This window comes from Flavobacterium sp. GW821-FHT11G01 (assembly GCF_058808175.1).
On sequence record NZ_JBXARK010000001.1, the window covers coordinates 131,861 to 154,629 of the forward strand.

17 protein-coding genes are annotated in these 22,769 nt (G+C 32.8%); 6 read left to right on the forward strand and 11 right to left on the reverse strand.

Annotated elements, in window-relative coordinates; genetic code table 11:
* Positions 1–117 precede the first annotated feature (117 nt).
* The 7 genes from lgt to AC1RRN_RS00600 all read right to left on the reverse strand — a co-directional run bounded on the left by lgt (position 118) and on the right by AC1RRN_RS00600 (position 6,311).
* A complete protein-coding gene (gene lgt, locus AC1RRN_RS00570) occupies positions 118–1,050 on the reverse strand; it encodes a prolipoprotein diacylglyceryl transferase (RefSeq protein WP_492965396.1) in 933 nt (310 codons plus the stop codon).
* Positions 1,051–1,117: 67 nt separating this feature from the next.
* Entirely contained in the window at positions 1,118–1,357 is a 240-nt protein-coding gene (gene yidD, locus AC1RRN_RS00575; RefSeq protein ID WP_492965397.1) for a membrane protein insertion efficiency factor YidD, read from the reverse strand.
* A gap of 22 nt (positions 1,358–1,379) precedes the next feature.
* Positions 1,380–2,858: a cysteine--tRNA ligase gene (gene cysS, locus AC1RRN_RS00580; protein ID WP_492965398.1), complete on the reverse strand. Its 1,479-nt coding sequence runs from the start codon at positions 2,856–2,858 to the stop codon at positions 1,380–1,382.
* A gap of 142 nt (positions 2,859–3,000) precedes the next feature.
* Positions 3,001–3,285 carry a four helix bundle protein gene (locus AC1RRN_RS00585; RefSeq protein WP_492966029.1) on the reverse strand — a complete coding sequence of 95 codons (285 nt, stop codon included), beginning with the start codon at positions 3,283–3,285 and terminating at the stop codon, positions 3,001–3,003.
* 86 nt (positions 3,286–3,371) lie between these two features.
* Entirely contained in the window at positions 3,372–4,043 is a 672-nt protein-coding gene (folE, locus tag AC1RRN_RS00590; RefSeq protein ID WP_492965399.1) for a GTP cyclohydrolase I FolE, read from the reverse strand.
* 166 nt (positions 4,044–4,209) lie between these two features.
* A complete protein-coding gene (locus AC1RRN_RS00595) occupies positions 4,210–4,965 on the reverse strand; it encodes a hypothetical protein (RefSeq protein WP_492965400.1) in 756 nt (251 codons plus the stop codon).
* Positions 4,966–5,114: 149 nt separating this feature from the next.
* A complete protein-coding gene (locus tag AC1RRN_RS00600) occupies positions 5,115–6,311 on the reverse strand; it encodes a pyridoxal phosphate-dependent aminotransferase (RefSeq protein WP_492965401.1) in 1,197 nt (398 codons plus the stop codon).
* A 122-nt stretch (positions 6,312–6,433) separates the two neighbouring features.
* On the opposite strand from AC1RRN_RS00600, the gene AC1RRN_RS00605 reads away from it, so the two are divergent.
* From AC1RRN_RS00605 to AC1RRN_RS00625, 5 genes are all read left to right on the forward strand, one after another.
* Positions 6,434–7,759: a PDZ domain-containing protein gene (locus tag AC1RRN_RS00605; RefSeq protein ID WP_492965402.1), complete on the forward strand. Its 1,326-nt coding sequence runs from the start codon at positions 6,434–6,436 to the stop codon at positions 7,757–7,759.
* A gap of 158 nt (positions 7,760–7,917) precedes the next feature.
* Positions 7,918–10,542 (forward strand): gliding motility-associated C-terminal domain-containing protein, encoded by a 2,625-nt coding sequence (locus AC1RRN_RS00610; protein WP_492965403.1) that lies wholly within the window; start codon positions 7,918–7,920, stop codon positions 10,540–10,542.
* A 32-nt stretch (positions 10,543–10,574) separates the two neighbouring features.
* Positions 10,575–11,510 (forward strand): PorP/SprF family type IX secretion system membrane protein, encoded by a 936-nt coding sequence (locus tag AC1RRN_RS00615; protein ID WP_492965404.1) that lies wholly within the window; start codon positions 10,575–10,577, stop codon positions 11,508–11,510.
* A 10-nt stretch (positions 11,511–11,520) separates the two neighbouring features.
* Positions 11,521–13,650 carry an OmpA family protein gene (locus AC1RRN_RS00620; RefSeq protein ID WP_492965405.1) on the forward strand — a complete coding sequence of 710 codons (2,130 nt, stop codon included), beginning with the start codon at positions 11,521–11,523 and terminating at the stop codon, positions 13,648–13,650.
* A 103-nt stretch (positions 13,651–13,753) separates the two neighbouring features.
* Positions 13,754–14,242, forward strand: a complete 489-nt coding sequence (locus AC1RRN_RS00625) for a hypothetical protein (RefSeq protein ID WP_492965406.1) — start codon at positions 13,754–13,756, stop codon at positions 14,240–14,242.
* 76 nt (positions 14,243–14,318) lie between these two features.
* Here the strand turns inward: AC1RRN_RS00625 and AC1RRN_RS00630 are convergent, their stop codons facing one another.
* Entirely contained in the window at positions 14,319–14,699 is a 381-nt protein-coding gene (locus AC1RRN_RS00630; RefSeq protein WP_492965407.1) for a DUF1573 domain-containing protein, read from the reverse strand.
* 242 nt (positions 14,700–14,941) lie between these two features.
* On the opposite strand from AC1RRN_RS00630, the gene AC1RRN_RS00635 reads away from it, so the two are divergent.
* Positions 14,942–17,578: a valine--tRNA ligase gene (locus tag AC1RRN_RS00635; protein ID WP_492965408.1), complete on the forward strand. Its 2,637-nt coding sequence runs from the start codon at positions 14,942–14,944 to the stop codon at positions 17,576–17,578.
* Between the two features lie 265 nt (positions 17,579–17,843).
* On the opposite strand, the gene AC1RRN_RS00640 is transcribed toward AC1RRN_RS00635, so the two are convergent.
* The 3 genes from AC1RRN_RS00640 to AC1RRN_RS00650 form a co-directional block, all read right to left on the reverse strand.
* Positions 17,844–19,157, reverse strand: a complete 1,314-nt coding sequence (locus AC1RRN_RS00640; protein WP_492965409.1) for an APC family permease — start codon at positions 19,155–19,157, stop codon at positions 17,844–17,846.
* A 152-nt stretch (positions 19,158–19,309) separates the two neighbouring features.
* Positions 19,310–21,604 carry a TonB-dependent siderophore receptor gene (locus AC1RRN_RS00645; protein WP_492965410.1) on the reverse strand — a complete coding sequence of 765 codons (2,295 nt, stop codon included), beginning with the start codon at positions 21,602–21,604 and terminating at the stop codon, positions 19,310–19,312.
* A 280-nt stretch (positions 21,605–21,884) separates the two neighbouring features.
* Entirely contained in the window at positions 21,885–22,610 is a 726-nt protein-coding gene (locus AC1RRN_RS00650) for a DUF4198 domain-containing protein (RefSeq protein ID WP_492965411.1), read from the reverse strand.
* Positions 22,611–22,769: the final 159 nt, after the last annotated feature.

Below are 22,769 nucleotides of genomic sequence, written 5' to 3' on the forward strand. Positions count from 1 at the left end.
TCTGCTTCTAAAATATATAGCAATTATAATTATTAAGCTTATACACGTTCTCAGGTTGGTATAAAAAAAATGCCCGATATAGATCGGGCATTTTATATATTTTGAAACTTAAAATTTTTAAGATGTTGCTAAAGGATTTCTCTGTGCTCTAATGATAAAGAAAAGACCGATAATGATAAAAGGTATACTTAACCATTGTCCGGTTGAGAAATAGCCTAATTCTTCTTCAATTCCGCCCTGACTTTCTTTTACAAATTCTACAATGAAACGTACAACAAATAAAAGTACTAGAAATAATCCAAATAATAATCCTGATTTAAGTCTTGCATTTGTTTTCCAGTATAAGAAATATAAAATGGCAAATACAAATATATAGCAGAATCCTTCGTATAATTGAGTTGGATGTTTTGCAGGAACCTGGGCTAATAATTCAGCGAATTTTGGATTGTGTGCTATAGTATTATAGGCTTCTTTTGGATCTGCGATTTGAGTTGCATTCACAGCTTCGGCTTTACTGAATTTGTCATGTAAAAAACGAATTCCGAATGCGGAAGTCGTTTCATGTCCGATGATTTCAGAATTGAAAAAATTTCCCAAACGTACAAAAATAGCACCACTCGCTACCGGAATAACAACGCGGTCTAAAATCCATAATAATGGACGTTTTAAGATCATTTTGCTATAGAAATACATAGCAATTATAATTGCAATTGCAGCACCATGACTTGCTAATCCCTGAAATCCTGTAAATTCGAATTTTGGTTCAAATCTAAAGGGCAAAAAGATTTCAAGTAAATGGTTTCTGAAATATTCCCAATCGTAGAATAAAACATGTCCTAAACGTGCGCCTGCTAAAGTTGCTAAAACGGTCCAAACAAATAAAGAATCTAATTTGTCAATCGATTCATTTTCGCGTTCGAAGATCTTTTTCATTAGGTACCATCCTAAACCAAAAGCAATTACGAACATTAAACTGTAGTAGCGAATCATGAAAAATCCTAAATTGATTCCTTCTGAAGGGTTCCAAACGAGGTTTAAGGCGTGTGTCATGTAGTATTGTATTTTTTTATTAGTTGTAAAAATAAATATTTAAAGTAGAGTTCCTCTTTATAAAAAGTTAATGTTTGTGTGAACATTTCTTTTCAGGAACGGGATCGTAACCAGTTCTTCCCCAAGGATGACAGCTCAAAATACGCTTTATTCCTAAGTAGCCTCCATATACTAATCCATGTTTTTGTAGTGCTTCAATCATATAGCTCGAACATGTAGGTTCGAAGCGGCATGACGCAGGTGTAAATGGCGAAATGGCGGTTTGATAGAAGCGTACTAATAAAACAAATGGAGTGATTACTTTCATGGTTTATTAGAAAATGAATTGATTATACTGAAAAGGTTGTACCGTCTTTTCCATCTTTCAACTGAATTCCCAAAGTAATCAATTGATCGCGGATTTGATCAGAAAGAGCGAAATTTTTATCTGCTCTTGCCTGATTTCTCATTCCGATAAGCATATTTACAACGCCTTCTAATTTATCATTATTACTATCAGCAGCCTTTTCATCACTTAAACCTAAAACATCAAAAACAAAAGCATTTATAGCTGTTGTAAATATTTTTAGATCTTCGGCGGAAATAGTTTCTTTTCCTTCTTTCAATAAATTAATATAACGAACGGCTTCAAATAACTGAGCAATTAAAATTGGCGTGTTGAAATCGTCGTTCATGGCGTCGTAGCACAATTGTTTCCAGGAAGCGATATTAATAGAACTTGTTGCGCTAGGTGAAATAGCTGGCAATGCGTCAACAGCTTCCATTAATCTTTTGTATCCTTTTTCTGCGGCCACAATAGCATCATCAGAAAAATCTAAGATACTTCTGTAATGTGCCTGTAACATGAAAAATCGTGTTACTGATGCTGAAAAAGCTTTGCTTAAAATGTTGTTGTCTCCACTTAAAATCTCACCTGGTAAAATATTATTTCCTGTTGATTTAGCCATTTTCTTTCCGTTTAAAGTCAGCATATTGGCGTGCATCCAGTAATTTACCGGAGATTGACCTGTGCAAGCCTCATTTTGAGCAATTTCACATTCGTGATGAGGGAATTTTAAATCCATTCCGCCACCGTGAATATCAAAATGGTTGCCAAGATATTTGGTGCTCATGGCAGTACATTCAAGATGCCATCCCGGAAAGCCATCGCTCCAGGGTGAAGGCCATCTCATGATATGTTCTGGTTCTGCTTTTTTCCAAAGTGCAAAATCCTGCGGATTTCTTTTGTCTGACTGACCATCAAGATCACGGGTGTTGGCGAGCATATCTTCGATATTTCGTCCGCTTAAAACTCCGTAATTGTTGGTTTCGTTATATTTTACAACATCAAAATAAACAGATCCGTTGGCTTCATAACCAATTCCGGTATCGATAATTTTTTTGATGATTTCGATTTGTTCAATAATATGTCCGGTTGCCGTAGGTTCTATACTTGGTGGCAGAAAATTAAATGACTTTAGGATGTCATGAAAATCTACTGTATAGCGTTGTACAACTTCCATTGGTTCAAGTTGCTCCAAACGTGCTTTTTTGGCAATCTTATCTTCACCTTCATCAACATCATCTACAATGTGTCCAACGTCTGTAATGTTTCGAACGTAACGAACCTTATAATCAAGATGTAAAAAATACCTGAATATGACGTCAAATGACATAAAAGTTCTCACATTTCCTAAGTGTACATTGCTATAAACCGTAGGTCCGCAAACATACATTCCAACATTTCCTTCATGAATTGGGTTGAAATTTTCTTTTTCACCTGAAAGTGAATTGTATATTTTTAGATGTTGACTTGTATATAAAGGCATATTTAGTTTATTGTTTAATCGTTGATTTGTTTAATTGTGTAATTCGTTTTATTACTTTGTCTTATTCTTTAGAAAGATAATATTTTTTTAAGTTATTTATTTGATTACAAATTTTTTCAATTTTTTCACGAGATTCTATGTATTAAGCTTCTGAAACATAATTTAAATCTTTAGAGATAATTAAATGATTTAAAGTTTCCATTGCTGATGAATAAGAGATCGTTAAAAAGTGAGCTTTGTCTTTGTTTGAATTTCTTGATGTTCCCTCAGCTATATTGGTTGCAATAGAAGATGAACTTCTTTTTATTTGAGAAGTTATCCCGAATATTTCATTTGATGGAAATTTACTAGTTAATTTATAAATATCCAAAATAAACATTCTAGAGTTTTGCCAAACCTCAAGTTTTTCAAAGGAGAAAATATATATTTCTGCTGTTTAATTGTTTGATTTGTTTAAGCGCTTAACCGGAATTCGACCAGACGATTAAACAAATTAACGATTCACCGATTAAACTAAAATTGCGTGTCTAGCTTGATATAATCCAAGAATTCTCTTTTTGTTTGGGGATCTTTAAATTTTCCGCCAAATTCAGAAGTAACTGTACTACTTTCAATGTCTTTAATTCCTCTTGAATTTACGCAAAGATGTTTGGCATCAATAACGCAGGCAACATCTTCAGTACCTAAAGCTTTTTGTAATTCCTGAACGATTTGCATAGTAAGACGCTCCTGAACCTGAGGTCTTTTTGCATAATATTCTACAATACGGTTCATTTTTGATAAACCGATAACTCTTCCGCTGGAAATATAAGCTACATGTGCTCTTCCTATAATTGGAAGTAAATGGTGTTCGCAGGTAGAATAAACAGTGATGTTTTTTTCAACTAACATTTCACCGTATTTGTAATTATTGTCAAAAGTAGAAGCTTTAGGTTGTTTTGAAGGGTTTAAACCACCAAAAATCTCCTTTACAAACATTTTTGCTACTCTGTTTGGAGTGCCTTTTATGCTGTCATCCGTCAAATCCATTCCAAGAGTTTGTAGAATGTTTTCGACATCTTTTTTTATTTTTTCTATTTTTTCATCATCTGTTAAGTCAAAAGCATCCTGTCTTACAGGGTTTTTCGCGTTGCTGCTAAAATGATTGTCTCCTATTTCGTCTAAAAAATCTTCGTTATTTGTCATTAAAAACTACTATTATAATGGGTATATCTTTTTAAGGCGGTAAAGATAATTAATAAAAAGGAAACCTTTTCTATCGTTTTTACTATTTAATCGATCCTTTTTGGATATAATCTAAATTAGTACTAATTAGGTGTTTTTTAATTTAGTATTTCATTTATTTATATTATTAATTGAAGAAATAAGAGTAAGTCTTTATAAAATCAATTGAAAAATCTGCAAACGCAAATTTTTCAGCATTGGACTTTTCTCCGGGAGAAAATTTTTTTGCAGCTTGATACTTTGTTATTTCTTTTTCAGGTTTACTGAATCCGTAGTTGTAGGCCGTTGCGAAAAATCTAATTTTGTCTTCTGTGGTTTTAAAATCTATATTTTGATATTTATATTCAGCAGCATACCAGAATACTTTTAGATACCGAAGTTGCCATTGAAAATTCCCGAGACGGTTTATTCTTTCTTTTCTGGCTTCTGTTTCATTTTTCTTTTGAATAAGAATCCAGTTGTATTGCTTTAAATTTTCGGTATTAGCTACATAATTTTCTAATTCTTCGATAAAGGAAGGCTTCATCTGAAAATAACCGGTTGAAAAATCTGAGGCATTCTTTCCTTCATCCACATAAAAAATTCTGTTTGAGGATGTTTCCAGATAGTCAGAATAAGAGTCGTATCGCAGGATTTCCGGAAAAGCAATAGAAAGAATTTGTGCTCTTTCATTTGTATTGAGTTCTAAATCAATTTTCTTTTTTCTTTTTTTTAATATTAAAAAAGCCTGATTAATTTCTTTTCGATAATATGCTATTCCTTCGTTTTGAAGATTATAACGATGTTTAATTTTACAACTATCTTTTACATTTAAACTATTGTTATTAATTGTAAACGATGCTGATATCAGAAATAGAAATGCTATTATAATTAACTTTTTCATGATAAAAGGCCATAAATTGATAGCTAATTTACTAAGAAGTAATAATAGCAAAGTTTTTTTATGGTTTTATTTTAGAAAAACACAGCGCAAAAAAAATCTGTTTCAACATTTAAAGTTAAAACAGATTTTAGAACAAGTATTTTTTGATTTTATCTTTTATTATAAACTAAAAGCGCTTCCTTTAAAACATTTACAGCTTTAATCAAATCCTTTTTATTTAAAACGTAAGCAATTCTAACCTGATTTAAACCCATTCCCGGTGTTGAATAAAAACCGGCAGCAGGAGCAACCATTACAGTTTCACCATTAAGATCGTAACTTTCTAAAAGCCATTGTGCAAAGTCTTCTGAATTTTTTATTGGCAATTGTGCAATACAGTAAAAAGCGCCTTTTGGTTTCGTTACTATTACACCTTCAATTTTATTAAGTTCGGTGATCAAGGTATCACGACGACTTTTATATTCTGATATTACTTCATCAAAATAACTTTGTGGTGTGTCTATAGCGGCTTCACAAGCAATTTGTTCGATTGTTGGCGGACTCAAACGTGCCTGAGCAAATTTCATTACAGTTGCCAAAACAGCTGCATTTTTGGTAACCAGACAGCCAATTCTTGCACCGCACATACTGTAGCGTTTTGAAACTGAATCTACCATGATTACGTTTTGCTGTACATCTTCTAGATTCATTACTGAAAAATGAACATCATCTCCATCATATAAAAATTCACGATAAACTTCATCAGCAATTAAATACAAATCGTGTTTTTTAATTAAACCTGCTAATTGTTTAATTTCTGATTCAGAGTATAAATAACCTGTTGGATTTCCAGGGTTACAAATTAAAATTGCTTTGGTTTTAGGTGTAATCAATTTTTCAACCATGTCAATACTCGGCAAAGCAAATGCACTTTCGATAGTCGAAATTACAGGAACAACGGTTGCACTGGTTGATGACGCAAATGCATGGTAATTAGCATAAAAAGGCTCAGGAATAATGATTTCATCTCCTGGATCTGTAATAGTGGCCAGTGCGAATAATAAGGCTTCAGAGCCACCAGTTGTAATAATGATGTCTTCTGAGTTAACATTTACATTTTGACGTTGGTAAAATTTTGCTAATTTTTTTCTATAACTTTCATATCCGGCAGACGGACTGTATTCTATAATACTTAAATCAATATTTTTTACCGCCTCGATGGCCACTTCGGGTGTTTTGATATCCGGTTGACCAATGTTTAAATGATACACTTTGTGTCCTTTTTGTTTTGCAATGTCTGCATAAGGAGCTAGTTTGCGTATCGGTGATTCGGGCATGTTTCTGCCTTTGTGTGAAATTGTTGGCATGAGCTTTATTATTGAAGTGCAAATTTGCATTTTTTTTTCCAATTTAACGAAAACATTATGGGGTGTTACGAAAATGTAACAATTATCAATATTTTTATTAATTTTATATTAAAATATTATCAATGAAAAAATATTTCATGTTGTTTTTTGGGCTTTTGATACCTTTTTCACTTTTGGCTCAGGAAGATTTCTCTATTGAAGACCACCGGACTAAGGTAGTTATACCTTTTAAACTGATTAATAATCTTGTTTTTATTCCGATAAAAGTAAATGGAATCGAGTTGAATTTCTTGTTAGATTCAGGCGTCGAGGAAACTATTTTGTTTAGTATGGAAGAAAAAAAAGAAGTTAGTTTTAAGAATGTAGAGAAAATTAAACTAAGAGGATTAGGAAGTGAGGAAGAAATCGAAGGACTGAAATCAACCAATAATATATTAGAAACTCATGGATTAGAATCTCATAATCATCTGTTGTATATTATTCTGGATCAAAATTTTAATTTGTCTTCTCATATCGGAATTCCAGTAAACGGTATTATTGGGTATCAATTTTTTAAAAATAATTTAGTAGAAATTAATTACCAAAAGAAAAAGGTTATTATACATTCCAACAACGAAAAAAATCAAAAAAGATTAGACAAAAACTTTAAGGCAGTTCCTATTACTATTGAGAGATCGAAACCTTATATACTTGCAAATGCTGTTGTAGATAGCGTTACTATTCCTGCTAAATTATTGATTGATATTGGTAATAGTGATGCTTTTTGGATTTTTGAAAATAACAAAATTAAATTACCTAAGAAGAACTTTCCTGATTTTTTAGGAAAAGGATTTAGTGGAGATGTTGAAGGTCATCGTGCTAAAATAGCAAAATTCTCTCTGGATGAATTTGATTTTAAGAATCCTATTGTCGCATTTCCTGATTCAACATCTATTAGAAATGTTAGAATGGTTCCCGGACGAATAGGTTCAGTAGGTGGCGAAGTTTTAAAACGATTTACTGTTGTTTTAGATTATGCGGATAAAAAAATGTTTCTTAAAAAAAACAGTAAATTTTCAGAACCTTTCACGTATAATAAAAGTGGTATAACTGTACAACATAATGGTCTGCAATGGGTTCAGGAAACAGTACATTTAGAAACCGTTCGAGTAGTTACTTCACCCAGCGAAGCAGGTTTTAATGATACCAAGAATAATGATTTCAGATATAAGTTTTCACTAAAGCCTGTTTATGAAATTGTCAACATTCGTAAGCATTCTGCTGCTGAGAAATGTGGTTTAAAAGCAGGAGACATCATTGTCAGCATTAATCATACAACACCATACAAATACTCATTACAGCAAATAAATGCACTTTTAAAATCTGAAGAAGATGTATGGATTACCCTGGAAGTAGAACGTAATAGTTTGATTTTAAAATTCAGGTTTAAACTGGAAGATGAATTGTAAGAATTACGATTGAAAAATATATATTTTTTTGTGTTAAAATCGTGATTATCAACATTATTTTTTGATTTTGTTTGAATTTTACTAAAATTCTATTGTTTTAATGGAATAGTTCTCTTCCAGCGTTAATATTTATTAAGTTTGCCAACAAATTAAAGTTTATGGTTGAAAAATACACTAATTTCTTACGAGTAATTTTGTTTTTTGTTTTTTTTTCATGTTTACCTACAATAAGTTTTGCACAATGTGCGGGGGAAGATGGTGAAACTACAATTTGTAATGTTCCCGATCCTGCCAACCAATCAGTAGATTTATTTACTTTCTTAACAGGTTCACCTATTTCGGGTGGAGAATGGACTGACGATAACAGTTCCGGAGGTTTAGATGCAACTACAGGAATTTTAAATGCACAACTTATTCGTAGAAGTGGAACTTTTAATTACACTTATACTGTTGAAGGGCTTGGACTTTGTCCTGATAATACGTCTACTGTTACAGTTACAATTGGTGGATATTCGGGAGTTTCATCTCCAAACGTTTCTGTTTGTAGTTCAGTTGAGACCTTTAGCCTTTTCTCTGCCTTTGATGGTGAATATTTAGCACCACATTCTAACGGACAGTGGCATAACGATACTACAAATCAAAATGTTGGTTCCAATCTTCCAGTGAAAAATTTGCGTGGTACTTTTCAGTTTACTTATACGATGCCTGCTATTGGTACTTGCCCTGCCATGTCATCAACTGCAAAGGTTACTGTTTTCAGGGCGCCTGAGTCAGGAACAGCCAATAGATTATCATTATGTGGAAGTGATGGTTTAACTGCTTATACAGATTATGACTTGTTTAATTCACTTTCTGGAGAAGACGCAGGTGGAGTGTGGAGAGATAATAGCAATACCGGAGAATTAACAACTGTTGGAGATCATAATATTGATATACAAAAAATATTCAACAGATTAGGAGCAGGTGATTACTCTTTTACCTATACAGTTGCTTCAACAAACCCAATTTGTCCATATGAGTCGACCTCAATCAGAATCAGACTTGAACGAAAACTTGATTTTACAGGTGCCAAAGTTACAGTTGATTCTGATATATGCGAAACGGAAATTCCAACAGCATCTTATTCAGTGACTATTAATCAAGGTCCCATAACTATTCCTAATGGTAGTTACTTTGTTTCGTTTAATGTTTCCGGACCAAATGGAGGATCAGAAACAATTATGGCAAATTTTACTAATGGAGTACTTATTTTTCCGATAAAATCAGAATATTTTCAAGGTGTTGGAAATTTTACTGTAAGTATTAATGATATTTATGCTATAACTAGTGAGAGAGCTTGTCAAAATATCATCAACAATTTATCAGATGTATTAAGCATATATCCAATTCCGGATTTAACAGGAGCAAAAATTGCTCCAATAACGACCTGTCAAAATACCAGTACATTAGTAAAAATTTCTGATGCTACAAGAATTATAGATGGAGTTTTTGATATTGTATACAATATTTCAGGTGCTAATAATGCACCTTCTCAAATAGCAAGAGTTACGTTTTTGGGAGGAAGTACGAGTTTTACAATCCCTTCTATCTTAAACTCTCAAAGTGGTACTGGTGAAATAAAGATTACCAATATTACACATGTAATTTCACAATGTACAAACAGTGCAGATTTAAAAGGTACAATTCTTATTAATCCTTTACCAAACGTTCCAAATTTAAGAATACAAATTAATGATTTTTGTTTTGGATCACCTGTTACAGCATCCGTTTCAGGATTGGGAAGTTTGACGGACGTTACATTATCTTATGTACTTTCAGGAAGTAATACATCAACGGTACAGACAGTTGTACTTACTACTACAAATGGTAGCGCAAGTTTTGTAGTTCCTGCTAGTTTACTTTTAAACACGGGATCTACAACGGCAACTGTTACCAATTTGGCAAATAATACCACAACTTGTGGTGTAAGTATAACCGGCGTTGCAGATTCTTTTTCATTAAATCCTATTCCAGTTGCGCCAACTGCAGGTAATCAGTCTTTTTGTAAATCGGATTTAGCTACAATTGCTAGTTTAGAACCAAAAGGTACTCAATTCAAATGGTATAATTCTGCAACATTAACAACTCCTCTTGCGAATACTTATGTTTTAAAAGAGGAAAATTATTATGTAACAGAAACAACTTTAAATTGTACATCATCGGCAACAATGATTACAGTTACCTTAAAAGATACACCAGCGCCGGAATTAAATCCAGACGGGCAAAATTTCTGCGGATTAGATGCGCCAACAATTGCAGATTTATCAAATAATACAAATATGCCTTCGTCAGTTGTTTGGTATGATGCTCCAAAAAATGGATATCTATTTCCATCAACAACTCCTTTAGTTGATAAGAAAAAGTATTACGCATTCGATTTTTCAACAGAAAATTGTCTTTCGTATGACTATACCGAAGTCATTGTTTCATTAACAGATTGCGATGTTGTACCACCAGATTTCTTTATTCCGGATGGGTTTTCTCCTAATGGAGATGGTGTAAATGATGTATTTGTTATTCCGAATATTGACTTTTTATTTCCGGATTATCAAATCGAAATCTTTAATAGATACGGAAACGGAATGTATAGAGGCGGTAAAGACAAACCAGGCTGGGACGGAATAAATTATGAAACCCAGGGTCTTAACCACGGGACAGCACCAAATGGAGTTTATTTTTATGTTATCCATTTTAATAAAGGCAATAAACCTCCTAAACAAGGGCGTCTTTATTTAAATCGATAATTCCGTTTTACATTATTTAATATAATTTTCAAATGAAAAAAATAATACTCTTTATAAGTTTTCTCTTTTATATAACAACAACGTCGGCACAACAAGATCCTGAATACACTCATTATATGTACAATATGAGTGTGATCAACCCTGCATATGCAACCGGAACTCCTTTGATGATGAATTTTGGAGGTTTGTACAGAACGCAGTGGGTTGGTGCCGTTGGTGCTCCAAAAACGTTTACATTTTTCGGACATACTGCTTTAAGTGATAAAATTGAAGTTGGTTTGTCTTTGATATCTGATGATATTGGAGATGGAGCCAAAAAAGAAAATAATGTGTACGGTGATTTTGCTTATGTTCTTAATTTGGGTGGAAAAAATAAACTTTCACTTGGTCTTAAGGCCGGGTTTTCAGCATTACAAAGTAATTTTAATGGGTTTGTTTTACAAAGTGGGAATGCAGCCACTGATGCCGCTTTCGCAGAAGATATTAACGTAACCAAACCCAATATTGGAGTAGGAGCGTACTATTTTAGAGATAATTTCTATGTGGGATTATCAGCTCCAAATTTATTGAAATCCAAACAGATTGAAGAAAAGTCAGGATTAAACGCTTACGGTTCTGAAGAAATTCATACTTATTTAACCGCCGGTTATGTTTTTCAGGTAAATGATATGTGGAAAATAAAACCTGCATCGATGGCAAAATTTGTAAAAGGTGCTCCAGTTGCTGTAGATATTACTGCAAATGTTTTATACAATGAAAAGTTTGAACTTGGTGCAGCTTATAGAATTAATGATTCCTTTAGCGCTTTGGCCAATATTAATGTTACACCTTCTTTGAGAATAGGTTATGCATACGATTATACGCTTTCAAATTTAGGACAGTTCAATTCGGGAACACATGAAATTATGTTGCTATTTGATTTAGATTTATTAGGAAAAGGATATGATAAATCACCTAGATTCTTTTAAAATGAAAAATATGAAAAAACTACTTGTTATTATATTCGTATTTTCAATACAGTTTATAAACGCCCAGGATAAAGATTTGGTCAGAGCCAAACGATTTTTTGATAAGACATTTTATAGTGAAGCCATTATTTTATATGAGAAACTAGCAGAAGAAAAACCTTCTCAGGAAGTAATTAAAAATCTGGCAGATTCTTACTATTATACCAATGATTTAGTTAAAGCACAACGCTATTACAGACTTTTAATAAGCAATTATAATAAAGATTTAGATCGAAATTATTATTTCAGATATGCACAAACGTTAAAAGCTACAAATAGTGTTGCAGATGCAAATTCAGCTTTAAAACAATATTATGCTTCTTCGACTAATGGTAAGGATTCTATTTATTTTCAAAATGAACTTCACGAACTGGAAAATGTTTCGGCAATTGGAAATCGATTTGATATAAAAAATTTAGCAATCAATACACCAAATTCAGAGTTTGGTGCGGTAAGATATAAAGGTAATTTAGTTTTTGCCGGAGTAAAATTAAAACCGGGCTTGTTCGATAAAAAATTTAAGTGGGATAACGAAACCTATTTGAATTTGGTTACGATTCCATTGAATGAAATAAATGCTCCGGAAACCAATTTAACTTATTTTGCACAAGAATTAAAAACCGGAATGCACGAAGCAAATGCTGTTTTTACCAAAGATGGCAAAACAATGTATTTTACACGTAATTATTCTAAAAACGGAACTAAAAAGAAAAACGATGAGAAGATTTCAAATCTTCAGATTTTTAAAGCCGAATTAGTTGATGGGAAATGGACGAACGTTACACCGCTTCCATTTAATAGCCCAAATTATTCTGTAGAACATCCTGCACTTAGTGCCGATGAAAAAGTATTGTATTTTGCTTCTGATATGCCGGGCACAATTGGTTCTTTTGATATTTATTCCGTAAATATTAATAAAGGAGCTTTTGATACACCAAAAAATTTAGGTCCGCTTGTTAACACAGAGAAAAGAGAGCAATTTCCTTTTGTTTCAAATGACAGCAAACTTTATTTTTCTTCTGATGGACATTTAGGTTACGGATCTTTAGATGTTTTTGTTTCAGATATTAAAGGAAATGACTATTCGGAGCCTGTAAATATCGGTTTGCCGTTAAATTCTAATTTAGATGATTTCTCTTTTAATATCGATTCTGATACCAAAGAAGGGTATTTTGCGTCAAACAGAGAAGGCGGAAAAGGAAGCGATGACATTTATCAATTCACAGAAATTAAAGATTTAATCGTAGAAGATTGTAAACAGTTTATTGCCGGAACAATTACAGATGTAGATACTCATTTAGTACTTGAAAATGCGACTGTAATGTTGCAGGATTCTGCTAAAAAGGTTTTAAATACAATTACCACTTCAGCAGATGGGAAATTCAGTTTTACCGTTGCTTGCGAAAGCACATATACAATTGTTGCGTTTAAAGAAAAATATACCAACGAGTCAAGAACTTTAGAGATTGGAAAAACGAGAAATGCAACCAACGACGGTTCACTGGCACTAAAATCTTTAGACGCTATTAAATTGGAAGAACAGAAAAATGCGGAAGATAAAAGAAAAGAGGAAATTCGTTTAGAAAAAGAAAAAAGAGATAAAGAAGCATTGGCTATTATCGCTCTAAATGAAGCAACAAAAAAAGCAAAAGCGGATGAAATTGCAGCTGGAGAAGTGAAGAAAAAAGAAAAAGAGAATCAAATTATGGCACAAGAAAAAGATGTCATAAAAGATAAAGACCGCTTAATTATCAAAACTGATCCTATTTATTTCGATTACAATATGTGGTATATTCGTAAAGAATCGAAAGTTGTTTTAGGAAGAGTTGTAGCTTTGATGAATAAATATCCCGGAATGGTAATCGAGATTGGTTCCCATACAGATTCAAGAGGAAATGATAAATTTAATGAAGAACTTTCTCAAAAAAGAGCCAATTCGACCAGAGAATTTATCATTCAGTCTGGTATCAATGCCAGCAGGGTTTCGGCTAAAGGTTATGGAGAATCTGTACCAATTATCAAATGTAAAACAGATGATGCCTGTTCAGAGGAAGATCACGAATTGAACAGACGAAGCGAATTTGTAATTAAGAAGTTATAATCATCATCTTATCAAAAAAATACAATTTTAATTAAGAAGCCTTTTTTTTGGCTTCTTTTTTATTTATTTTTATAAGATAAGAATGAACTTAAAAAATTAAAATATGAAAAAATCTGTATTATTATGTTTGGTTTTGGCTTCTATTGGATTTCAAAGTTGTAAAAATGATGAAAAGCAAAAAGGAATTGAATCCGCAAAATCTGAAGGTGAAAAAGTAGTAAATACTGAATGTTATAAAGCAATATATGAAAAGGATACTATTGATTTAAAAGTAAATACATTAAAAAACGGAAAAGTATCCGGAGATATGGTAATGAAAGTGGCTAATGCACCACAAAGAACCGGAGAAGTCACAGGAGAATTTAAAGGTGATACGCTGTTTATTGATTACACATTTGTAGATACCGAACATAAAGATACAAAATTCAAAAATCCGATGGCTTTGTTAAAACGTGATAAGAAACTTATTTTAGGCAACGGAACCATGCAAACGACGATGGGAGTTACTTATTTAGTAAAAGATAAGCCTATAGATTTCGAAAATGTGAAATACAAATTCGCAACTGTTGAGTGCGTTGAAAAAGCAAAATAAATAGAGAAATTAAAATTAAAAAGCCGTTTCATACAATTATGAAACGGCTTTTATTTATTTTTAGATTTAATTTTTTTTATAAAACTTCACCTTTAATTTTTAAGGCTACACGGCCATCAGGATAATTCACTGCATTAGTTTCAACAGTAATAGTTTTACGAATAGGACCAGCGGCCATATTATATTTTACATCAATTTTTCCTTTTTTTCCTGGCAAAATAGCAGTTGCTGGTTTTGTAACAACAATAGTACTTACTGTAGATTCAGCACCAGTAATTATCAAAGGAGCATCTCCAGTGTTGGTGAATTCGAATGAACGAACTGCATTATCACTCTTAGAAATTTTTCCATAATCAATTGTATTGTCCTGAGCCGCAAATTCAATTTTCGGACCATTTTGTGCGTAACCCATTGCACTAAACAATACGATTGCAATAAAAGAGGCAACATTTTTCATTTTGAAATTATTTTAAGTTGTAAGTAAATATACATTCTTTTAATTAACACACAAATTATTAATTCGCTTTTTATAGTGTCTTTAATTATTTACTTTTGCTGTCAGTTATAATTACAAAAATTGAACCAAAGTTTTTAGGGTTTATTTGTTTAACTGTTTAATCGTTTAATTAATAACGATTAAGAAAGAGTAAAACAAATTGACAATTAAACGAATTAACGATTAAACATATCCACGATAAAATGACAATTCCAGCACAATTTGACGCTAAAACGATCGAGAATAAATGGTATGATTACTGGATGAAAAATAATTATTTTCATTCAGAGCCAGATCATAGAACACCTTATACAATTGTAATTCCACCGCCAAACGTGACAGGAGTCCTTCACATGGGACATATGTTAAACAATACAATTCAGGATGTTTTAATTCGTCGCGCGCGTTTAAAAGGTTTTAACGCTTGCTGGGTTCCGGGAACGGATCATGCATCAATCGCAACTGAAGCTAAAGTTGTAGCAAAATTAAAAGCAGAAGGAATCAATAAAAATGATTTAACACGCGAAGAATTTTTGGCGCATGCCTGGGAATGGACAGATAAATACGGTGGCGTAATCTTAGATCAGCTTAAAAAATTAGGAGCTTCTTGTGACTGGGAAAGAACCAAATTCACAATGGATCCAGACATGTCGGCATCTGTAATAAAATCGTTTGTTGATTTATACAACAAAGGATTAATTTACAGAGGGTACCGAATGGTAAACTGGGATCCTGAAGCTAAAACAACTTTATCTGATGAAGAAGTTATTTACGAAGAACAACAAGGAAAATTATTTTTCTTAAAATATAAAATTGAAGATTCAGAAGATTTCTTAACTATTGCTACAACGCGTCCAGAAACTATTTTTGGAGATACTGCTATCTGTATCAATCCGAATGATGAGCGTTTTGCCCATTTGAAAGGAAAAAAAGCTATCGTTCCAATTTGTGGCAGAGTAATTCCGATTATCGAAGACGAATATGTAGATGTTGAATTCGGAACTGGATGTTTGAAAGTGACGCCAGCGCATGACATGAATGACAAAACGCTGGGAGAGAAGCACAATCTTGAAATCGTAGATATTTTTAATGAAGATGCTACTTTAAATAGTTTCGGATTACATTATCAAGGAAAAGATCGTTTTGTAGTTCGTACTGAAATTGCAAAAGAATTAGAAGAAATTGGAGCTTTGGCGAAGACCGAAATCCATTTGAATAAAGTTGGAACTTCTGAAAGAACCAAAGCGGTAATCGAACCAAGATTATCAGATCAATGGTTTTTGAAAATGGAAGATTTAGTAAAACCGGCAATTAAATCAGTTTTAGAAACGGGAGATATCAAATTGCATCCAAAACGTTTTGAAAACACTTACGCGCACTGGTTAAACAATATCCGCGACTGGAATATTTCTCGTCAATTATGGTGGGGACAACAAATTCCAGCTTATTATTACGGAGACGGAAAAGAAGATTTCGTAGTTGCTGAAAACATCGAAGATGCGTTAGTTTTAGCAAAGGAAAGAACCAACAACCAACAACTAACAACCGACAACCTTAAACAAGATGTTGATGCGTTAGATACCTGGTTTTCATCCTGGCTTTGGCCGATGTCAGTTTTCGGAGGAATAATGGATCCGGAAAGTGCTGATTATAAATATTATTATCCAACAAATGACTTGGTGACAGGTCCGGATATTTTATTCTTCTGGGTTGCGAGAATGATTATTGCAGGTTACGAATATGCTGGCGAAAAACCATTTACAAATGTATATTTAACTGGTTTAGTTCGTGACAAACAACGTCGTAAAATGTCTAAATCATTAGGGAATTCTCCTGATCCTTTAGATTTGATCGATAAATTCGGTGCCGATGGTGTTCGTGTAGGATTGCTTTTGAGTGCTTCTGCCGGAAACGATATTATGTTTGATGAAGAGTTATGTAATCAAGGAAAAGCGTTTTCTAATAAGATTTGGAATGCCTTTAAATTGATCAAAGGTTGGGAAGTTTCTGAAACTATTCCACAGCCGGAATCATCAAAAGTTGCTATTGAATGGTTTGAAGCTAAATTGCAACAAACCTTAGTTGATATCGAAGATAATTTTGAAAAATACAGAATTTCAGATTCGTTAATGGCGATTTACAAATTGGTTTGGGATGATTTCTGTTCTTGGTTTTTAGAGATGATCAAACCAGCGTATCAACAACCAATTGATAAAACGACGTTTGATAAAGCAATCGAAATGTTAGAAAGTAATTTGAAATTGTTACACCCTTTCATGCCTTTCTTAACTGAAGAAATTTGGCATTTAATTGCTGACAGAACTGCCGAAGAAGCTTTAATTGTTTCGACCTGGCCAGAATTAAAACCGTTTAATGCAAGTTTAATTGCTGATTTTGAAAGTACAATCGAAGTGATTTCAGGAATCAGAACGATCAGAAAAGATAAAAATATTCCGTTTAAGGGTGCAATCGAATTGAAAGCAATCAACAGTGAGAATCTTTCGACTTATTTTGATTCAATCGTAACGAAATTAGGTAATATTTCAGCATTCGAATATGTATCTACTAAGGTAGACGGAGCACTATCTTTCCGTGTAAAATCAAATGAATATTTCATTCCGATTTCAGGAGGAAATATTGATGTTGAAGCTGAAATCGCAAAATTGAATGCAGAATTAGTTTATACACAAGGTTTCTTGAAATCAGTTCAGGCGAAATTGTCTAATGAGAAATTTGTTGCCGGAGCACCAGAAAAAGTTTTGACTAACGAAAGAAACAAAGAAGCTGATGCTTTGGCGAAGATTGCTACAATTGAGCAAAGTATTGCTGGTTTGAAATAAGAATTAGATTTACTTTTTAAAATATAAAGCTGTCCTTTTGGACAGCTTTTTTGTTGCAGTTTTGTCAATTCCGAAGAACGAGGAATCCCCATGAGAAGCTCTACAAAGTAGTAACAATCTTGTCATCCTGAGGAATGAAGGATCACACACGAAAATCCGTAAAGTAATCTACAATCTTTGTCGAACCTCTTTGTCGAGCTGCTAGTGTGATCCTTCGTTCCTCAGGATGACAAGATTGTCAAAAGACAAAATGGACTTTATATTTTTACTTCTTCCTCTTCAAAACCAAAAACAACGGATAAGAAATCACAGTAATTGCTACAATAATCATAAAGCTTTTAAGGTCACTGTAAACAAAACCCGCAAGTAATGCAACCGAAGCAATAATTGCTAAAATAGTGGTCCAGGGATACCAAACCGAACGATAAGGTCTTGGCAAATCAGGTTCTGAATTTCTCAGTTTTATAAGAGAACAATATGCTAATCCCCACACAATAATAGAAGTAAAGGCTGCAAAGGAAAACAAGACTTCAAAGGACCCAATACAAATCAGAAATAAACTGAATACAGAAGAGACCAAAAGCGCAGTAATTGGAGTGCCGCCTTTGTTGACATTCGTTCCTTTTTTAGTAAAAAAACCATCTCGGCTTAAGCCATATAAAATTCTTGGCGGAATCATCATAAAGGCATTCAAAATGCTGATTAAAGAAAAAATTGAGATTACTGTTACAATAATAGCTCCATTTTTTCCGAAGATAATATTGGCAACATCGGCAGCAGCCAAATTAGATTTTGCTACAGTTTCAAGTGGCAACACATAGAAAAAGGCCATATTTACCAAAATATATATTGCTACAACCAACAATACACCGCTGAATAATGATTTTGGAATATTTTTACTCGGATCATCATTTTCTTCTGCAAAAAAACAAACGCTGTTCCATCCATTATATGTTCCGATGATAAGCTGAAGCGATTTAAAAAAGCCAAATAGTAATCCGATTTGAAAGAATGAATTGTCTGTTTTAATAGATGGAATTTTTACTCCAGAATACATAAAACACGCCACAACCAAACATACAAAACAAATGACTTTAAGTAAACTTGTGATTTGCTGAATAACACTTCCGTTTTTTACACCACTTAAATGCAACAATACAAACGCTATTAAAAGTGAAATCGCCATTACGGTTGAATAACTAGCCAAATTCGGAAATAAAATAATCAGATATTCACTGATTACAATACAGTAGAAAGCAGGTGGAATCGCATTGGTAATATAATCAAACCAACCGGATAAAAAGCCGGCATAATCTCCAAAAGCTCTTTTAATGTAATTATAGGAACCACCGGCTTTAGGAAGCATTGTAGCGAGTTCTGCATACGAATTGGCACCAATTAAAATATATAAACCGCCAAAAAGCCAGGAAGCAATTATAAGCCAGTAGTTTTCAAGCAGACCCGCAATTGTTCCGGGGGTTCGCAGAATTCCAACTCCAATTGTTCCTCCAATTAATACTGCAATATTAAAACTTAATCCGAGCGTTTTTTTTAATTGGTTCTGTTTGGAATCTGACATAAAATTTTGTTTTGTTGAAATAAAAATGTTTTAACAAAAGTAAAGATATTTAAAACAGTTTCTTCTCAGAAAATAAAAAACCTCATCTATTGCTAAATGAGGTTTTTGTAAAATTTAAAAAGCCTTGGCTAATTAAAATCTAATTCAAATTTTTAGAATTTGTATCGTAAGCTTGTCATGATTTGACGAGGTGCGATAGGATTCACACTATAATTTTCGTGAACTGTGTAATTCAATTCGTTCGTTATGTTTGAAAGTCTGCATAAAATTGAGAATTTTTTCCATTCATACCCAAGAGAAGCATCTACTGTAACGTATCCTTCCAAAGGAATATCACGATCTCTAATTGTTACAGTATATGTTTTTGGATTGGTTGAAGGTGTGTTTTCTGTCCATAAATAATCATCATTCCAGCCTCCTGTACGGTCACCAACGTAGTTTCCGATAGCTCCAAAAGTTACTCCTTTTAATAAACCGCTAGGTAATTTGTAGAAAAAGCTCAAATTGGCAGTGTTTTTTGGAGTTCTTGCTAAAACATCGCCAACAACAAGGCTTCCACTTGTTCCAGATGATTTAGATACTTTGGTTTCATTAAAACTATAACCAGCCATAATGTTCAAACCTTCTACAGGTGTCGCAGTAATATCTATTTCGATTCCTTTTCCTTTTGTAGCCCCAACCAATTCTTTTATATTCGTATTAACGTTTTGTGTAACTCCATCTGATTGATATTGAGCTGTTTGTGCTAAATTATTGTTGGTAATTTGATATAATGTTACGTTTGTAGTCAAAAGACCTCTGAAAAAATCTTTTTTCACACCAACTTCATATTGATCTATAATAGATGGATCTAATGGTTGTGAATCTACTGTTGTTCCAGTATTTGGAGTAAAAGAGTTTGAATAACTTGCAAATAAAGACAAATCTTTAGTAGGCTGTACTACCAAACCTGCTTTTGGTGAGAAAGCTTTGTTGACGGCTGTAGCACCAGTTACTGGTAATGCATTTTCGTAAGTAGTTGTAATGACATTTACATTATTCTTTTTCTCTATCACTTCTTTTGTAGTGGTAGCTTCACTTTGTTGCCATGACCAACGTAATCCGGCCAGAACTTTTATGTATTGATTAACCGAAACTAAATCTTGAAAATAGGCTCCAAAACGTTGCGTTTCTGTACTTGTTAATTGAGTAGTTCTTGTTGGATAAGGTATAACAGTACTTTGTGTGTTATAATCGTAAGTATATAAATTTATTGCGGTAGCTTCTGTTGTTAAAAGGTCTGCAGGTTTTCCAGGAGCATAGAATCCAAAAGTGTAACTAGGAGCAAGAGAATTTTCGTAATCAACTCCGGTAAATATTTGATGTTTAATACTTCCTGTTTTAAAATTTCCCTGTAAACTTAACTGGTCTCCAAAAATTTGTTCGGCACCATCAGCTTTTGTTAAGCCACGTTTCCAATTTCCATTAGCATCAATTGTGCTTAACTGTGCTGTAGATGTTTGAGTTCTGCGGTAAGATTGATAAGAAGAATTAAAATTTAATTTCCAGTTTTTGTTAATGTCATGATTGAACAATAATGAGGCACTAGATGATTTAGTATTTGCAGTAGACCAAAGTGCTCCAAAGAATTCGTTACGTGGCAAATCTAAAATTGTTTTTTCATAGATCCCTGTACCAAAATCTGGTGTCCAGTCAGCACTTAAATAATCCCCTTGTAATGTAATTTGGGTTTTATCTGATAAATGAAACAAAAAGGAAGGATTAATGTAGATACGTTCATTTTTTACAAAATCTCTAAAGCTTTCAGAGTTTTCATAAGACCCTGTAAATCTGTATGCTATAGATTTATTTAATGGTCCGTAAAAATCAATAGAAGGTTTGTAGTAAGAATAACTTCCCATTTGCATAGATACTTCACCACCCGAAGTAAATTTTGGCGTTTTAGTAACTAAATTCATAATTCCACCTGGTGCAACATTTCCATACAATAAAGCAGAACCTCCTTTTAAGAATTCAACTTTTTCTAAGGACGAAACTTCTGGGATTGAACCTGCATTATAACGAAAACCATTTTTAAACATATTATTGGCGCTCATATCATATCCTCTTGAAAAGAATGATTCTTGTGCTCCACCACGAGCAGATCCTACATAAACACCGTTTAGATTTTTTACTACTTCACTCAGTCTTATCGCTTGTTGTTGTTCGATTACTTCGCTGCCAATAACCTGAACGCTTTGTGGCAAGTCCATAACTTTAATACCAGAACGAGCTGCTTCGATTGGCTTTTTAGGTTTATTTGCTGTGATTAAAACTTCATTAAGGATTTCTCCTTTTTTATTTTTTACAGTATCATTTAAAGTAGTAGTATTTTCTGCACTTGTATATTCCTGGCTATAAGCTCCAAAGCTTAGAAACGACAAAGCAAGTAGTAAACTATGTTTCATGTTCTTTATTTAGATTTAATAAAAATAATTTTTTTGTGCAAATATAGGGTTAGTAAATAGTTTTAACAAAATTTAACAATACTTTTTATGGCTTAATTTTGTATTATTTTTGTCTTAAGATTTGCTTAATTTGTTGTTGGTTTTATTTTTATTCATTATAAATAATAATACCGTAGCTTAATTGGAAAGGTCTATTTATACTATATGATAAAAAAAAGCCTTGTTCAAAAGAACAAGGCTTTAAGGAAATAGAATAGATTAACATCAAAATAAATTGATCTTATTTAACAGAAATTAAGTAAGTTGCCATTTTCCAGATTTCATCGTATTTCTTACCATTATGCTCACCAGATGCTTTTTCTGTATAAGCAAATTCTACCATGTAGTTTCCTGGCCAGATTGGTGTAAATGAAACTTCTCCGTTTTCATTACTCCATAATTCTTTTTCCCAACCATTTGGAGCGATTACTTTCATTTTTTGTTCTTTGGCAATTTTGCCTTCATACAAAGCATTTACATTGATTTTTGTATTTTGTTTTGCAGTTATAACATCTTTAGAAAATAAACTGATAATATTTGAGTTTGCAATAGCTTCATTTCCTTTTGCAGCATTGCCAACTGTTACAGTTGCACTTGAGTTATAATCTAAAACCATTGTTCCGTAAACATCTTTTACTTTATGATGCATTACGATTGTATATACTCCATCTTCATCTGGCGTAAAAAATGCCTGATATTTATTTTCTAATGCTTTTGATGAAAGTTTAGTTTCTTTTTTTGATGGACTAATCACAACCAATGAAAAATCTTTTAAATCTGAAAACCATTTGTCAGCCTTTGTAATATCGTTATCTGAAAATTCTCCAAAGTAAACAGAGATTTCCTGCGCTTTTCCTTTTGTTCCTGTTGCCTTAGTTTCGATCCAAAGTGCATGAGCAAACAATTGCGGACTTGCCACAAGCATAAAAAGAAAAAAAGTGATTTTTTTTAAAGTATCTAATTTCATAAGATCAGGTTTAAAATTTGTTAAGTATGATATTTTTCACAAATCTAAAGTTTATTTAGAATAATTAAAAATAAAATGCTGGAAATTTGTAACTTTTATTTTGATTTGAAATTATAAGGGAAGACTTGAAAATTAATAGGATTATCGTAGAATAGAATA

Bases quoted from the DNA above. Each gene is read 5' to 3' on its own strand.
- AC1RRN_RS00635 (WP_492965408.1), top strand. From the start codon at position 14,942: ATGACAATTCCAGCACAATTTGACGCTAAAACGATCGAGAATAAATGG.
- AC1RRN_RS00625 (WP_492965406.1), top strand. From the start codon at position 13,754: ATGAAAAAATCTGTATTATTATGTTTGGTTTTGGCTTCTATTGGATTT.
- folE (WP_492965399.1), bottom strand. From the start codon at position 4,043: ATGACAAATAACGAAGATTTTTTAGACGAAATAGGAGACAATCATTTT.
- cysS (WP_492965398.1), bottom strand. From the start codon at position 2,858: ATGCCTTTATATACAAGTCAACATCTAAAAATATACAATTCACTTTCA.
- AC1RRN_RS00640 (WP_492965409.1), bottom strand. From the start codon at position 19,157: ATGTCAGATTCCAAACAGAACCAATTAAAAAAAACGCTCGGATTAAGT.
- AC1RRN_RS00600 (WP_492965401.1), bottom strand. From the start codon at position 6,311: ATGCCAACAATTTCACACAAAGGCAGAAACATGCCCGAATCACCGATA.
- AC1RRN_RS00650 (WP_492965411.1), bottom strand. From the start codon at position 22,610: ATGAAATTAGATACTTTAAAAAAAATCACTTTTTTTCTTTTTATGCTT.
- AC1RRN_RS00595 (WP_492965400.1), bottom strand. From the start codon at position 4,965: ATGAAAAAGTTAATTATAATAGCATTTCTATTTCTGATATCAGCATCG.
- AC1RRN_RS00610 (WP_492965403.1), top strand. From the start codon at position 7,918: ATGGTTGAAAAATACACTAATTTCTTACGAGTAATTTTGTTTTTTGTT.
- AC1RRN_RS00645 (WP_492965410.1), bottom strand. From the start codon at position 21,604: ATGAAACATAGTTTACTACTTGCTTTGTCGTTTCTAAGCTTTGGAGCT.
- yidD (WP_492965397.1), bottom strand. From the start codon at position 1,357: ATGAAAGTAATCACTCCATTTGTTTTATTAGTACGCTTCTATCAAACC.
- AC1RRN_RS00605 (WP_492965402.1), top strand. From the start codon at position 6,434: ATGAAAAAATATTTCATGTTGTTTTTTGGGCTTTTGATACCTTTTTCA.
- AC1RRN_RS00615 (WP_492965404.1), top strand. From the start codon at position 10,575: ATGAAAAAAATAATACTCTTTATAAGTTTTCTCTTTTATATAACAACA.
- lgt (WP_492965396.1), bottom strand. From the start codon at position 1,050: ATGACACACGCCTTAAACCTCGTTTGGAACCCTTCAGAAGGAATCAAT.
- AC1RRN_RS00630 (WP_492965407.1), bottom strand. From the start codon at position 14,699: ATGAAAAATGTTGCCTCTTTTATTGCAATCGTATTGTTTAGTGCAATG.
- AC1RRN_RS00620 (WP_492965405.1), top strand. From the start codon at position 11,521: ATGAAAAAACTACTTGTTATTATATTCGTATTTTCAATACAGTTTATA.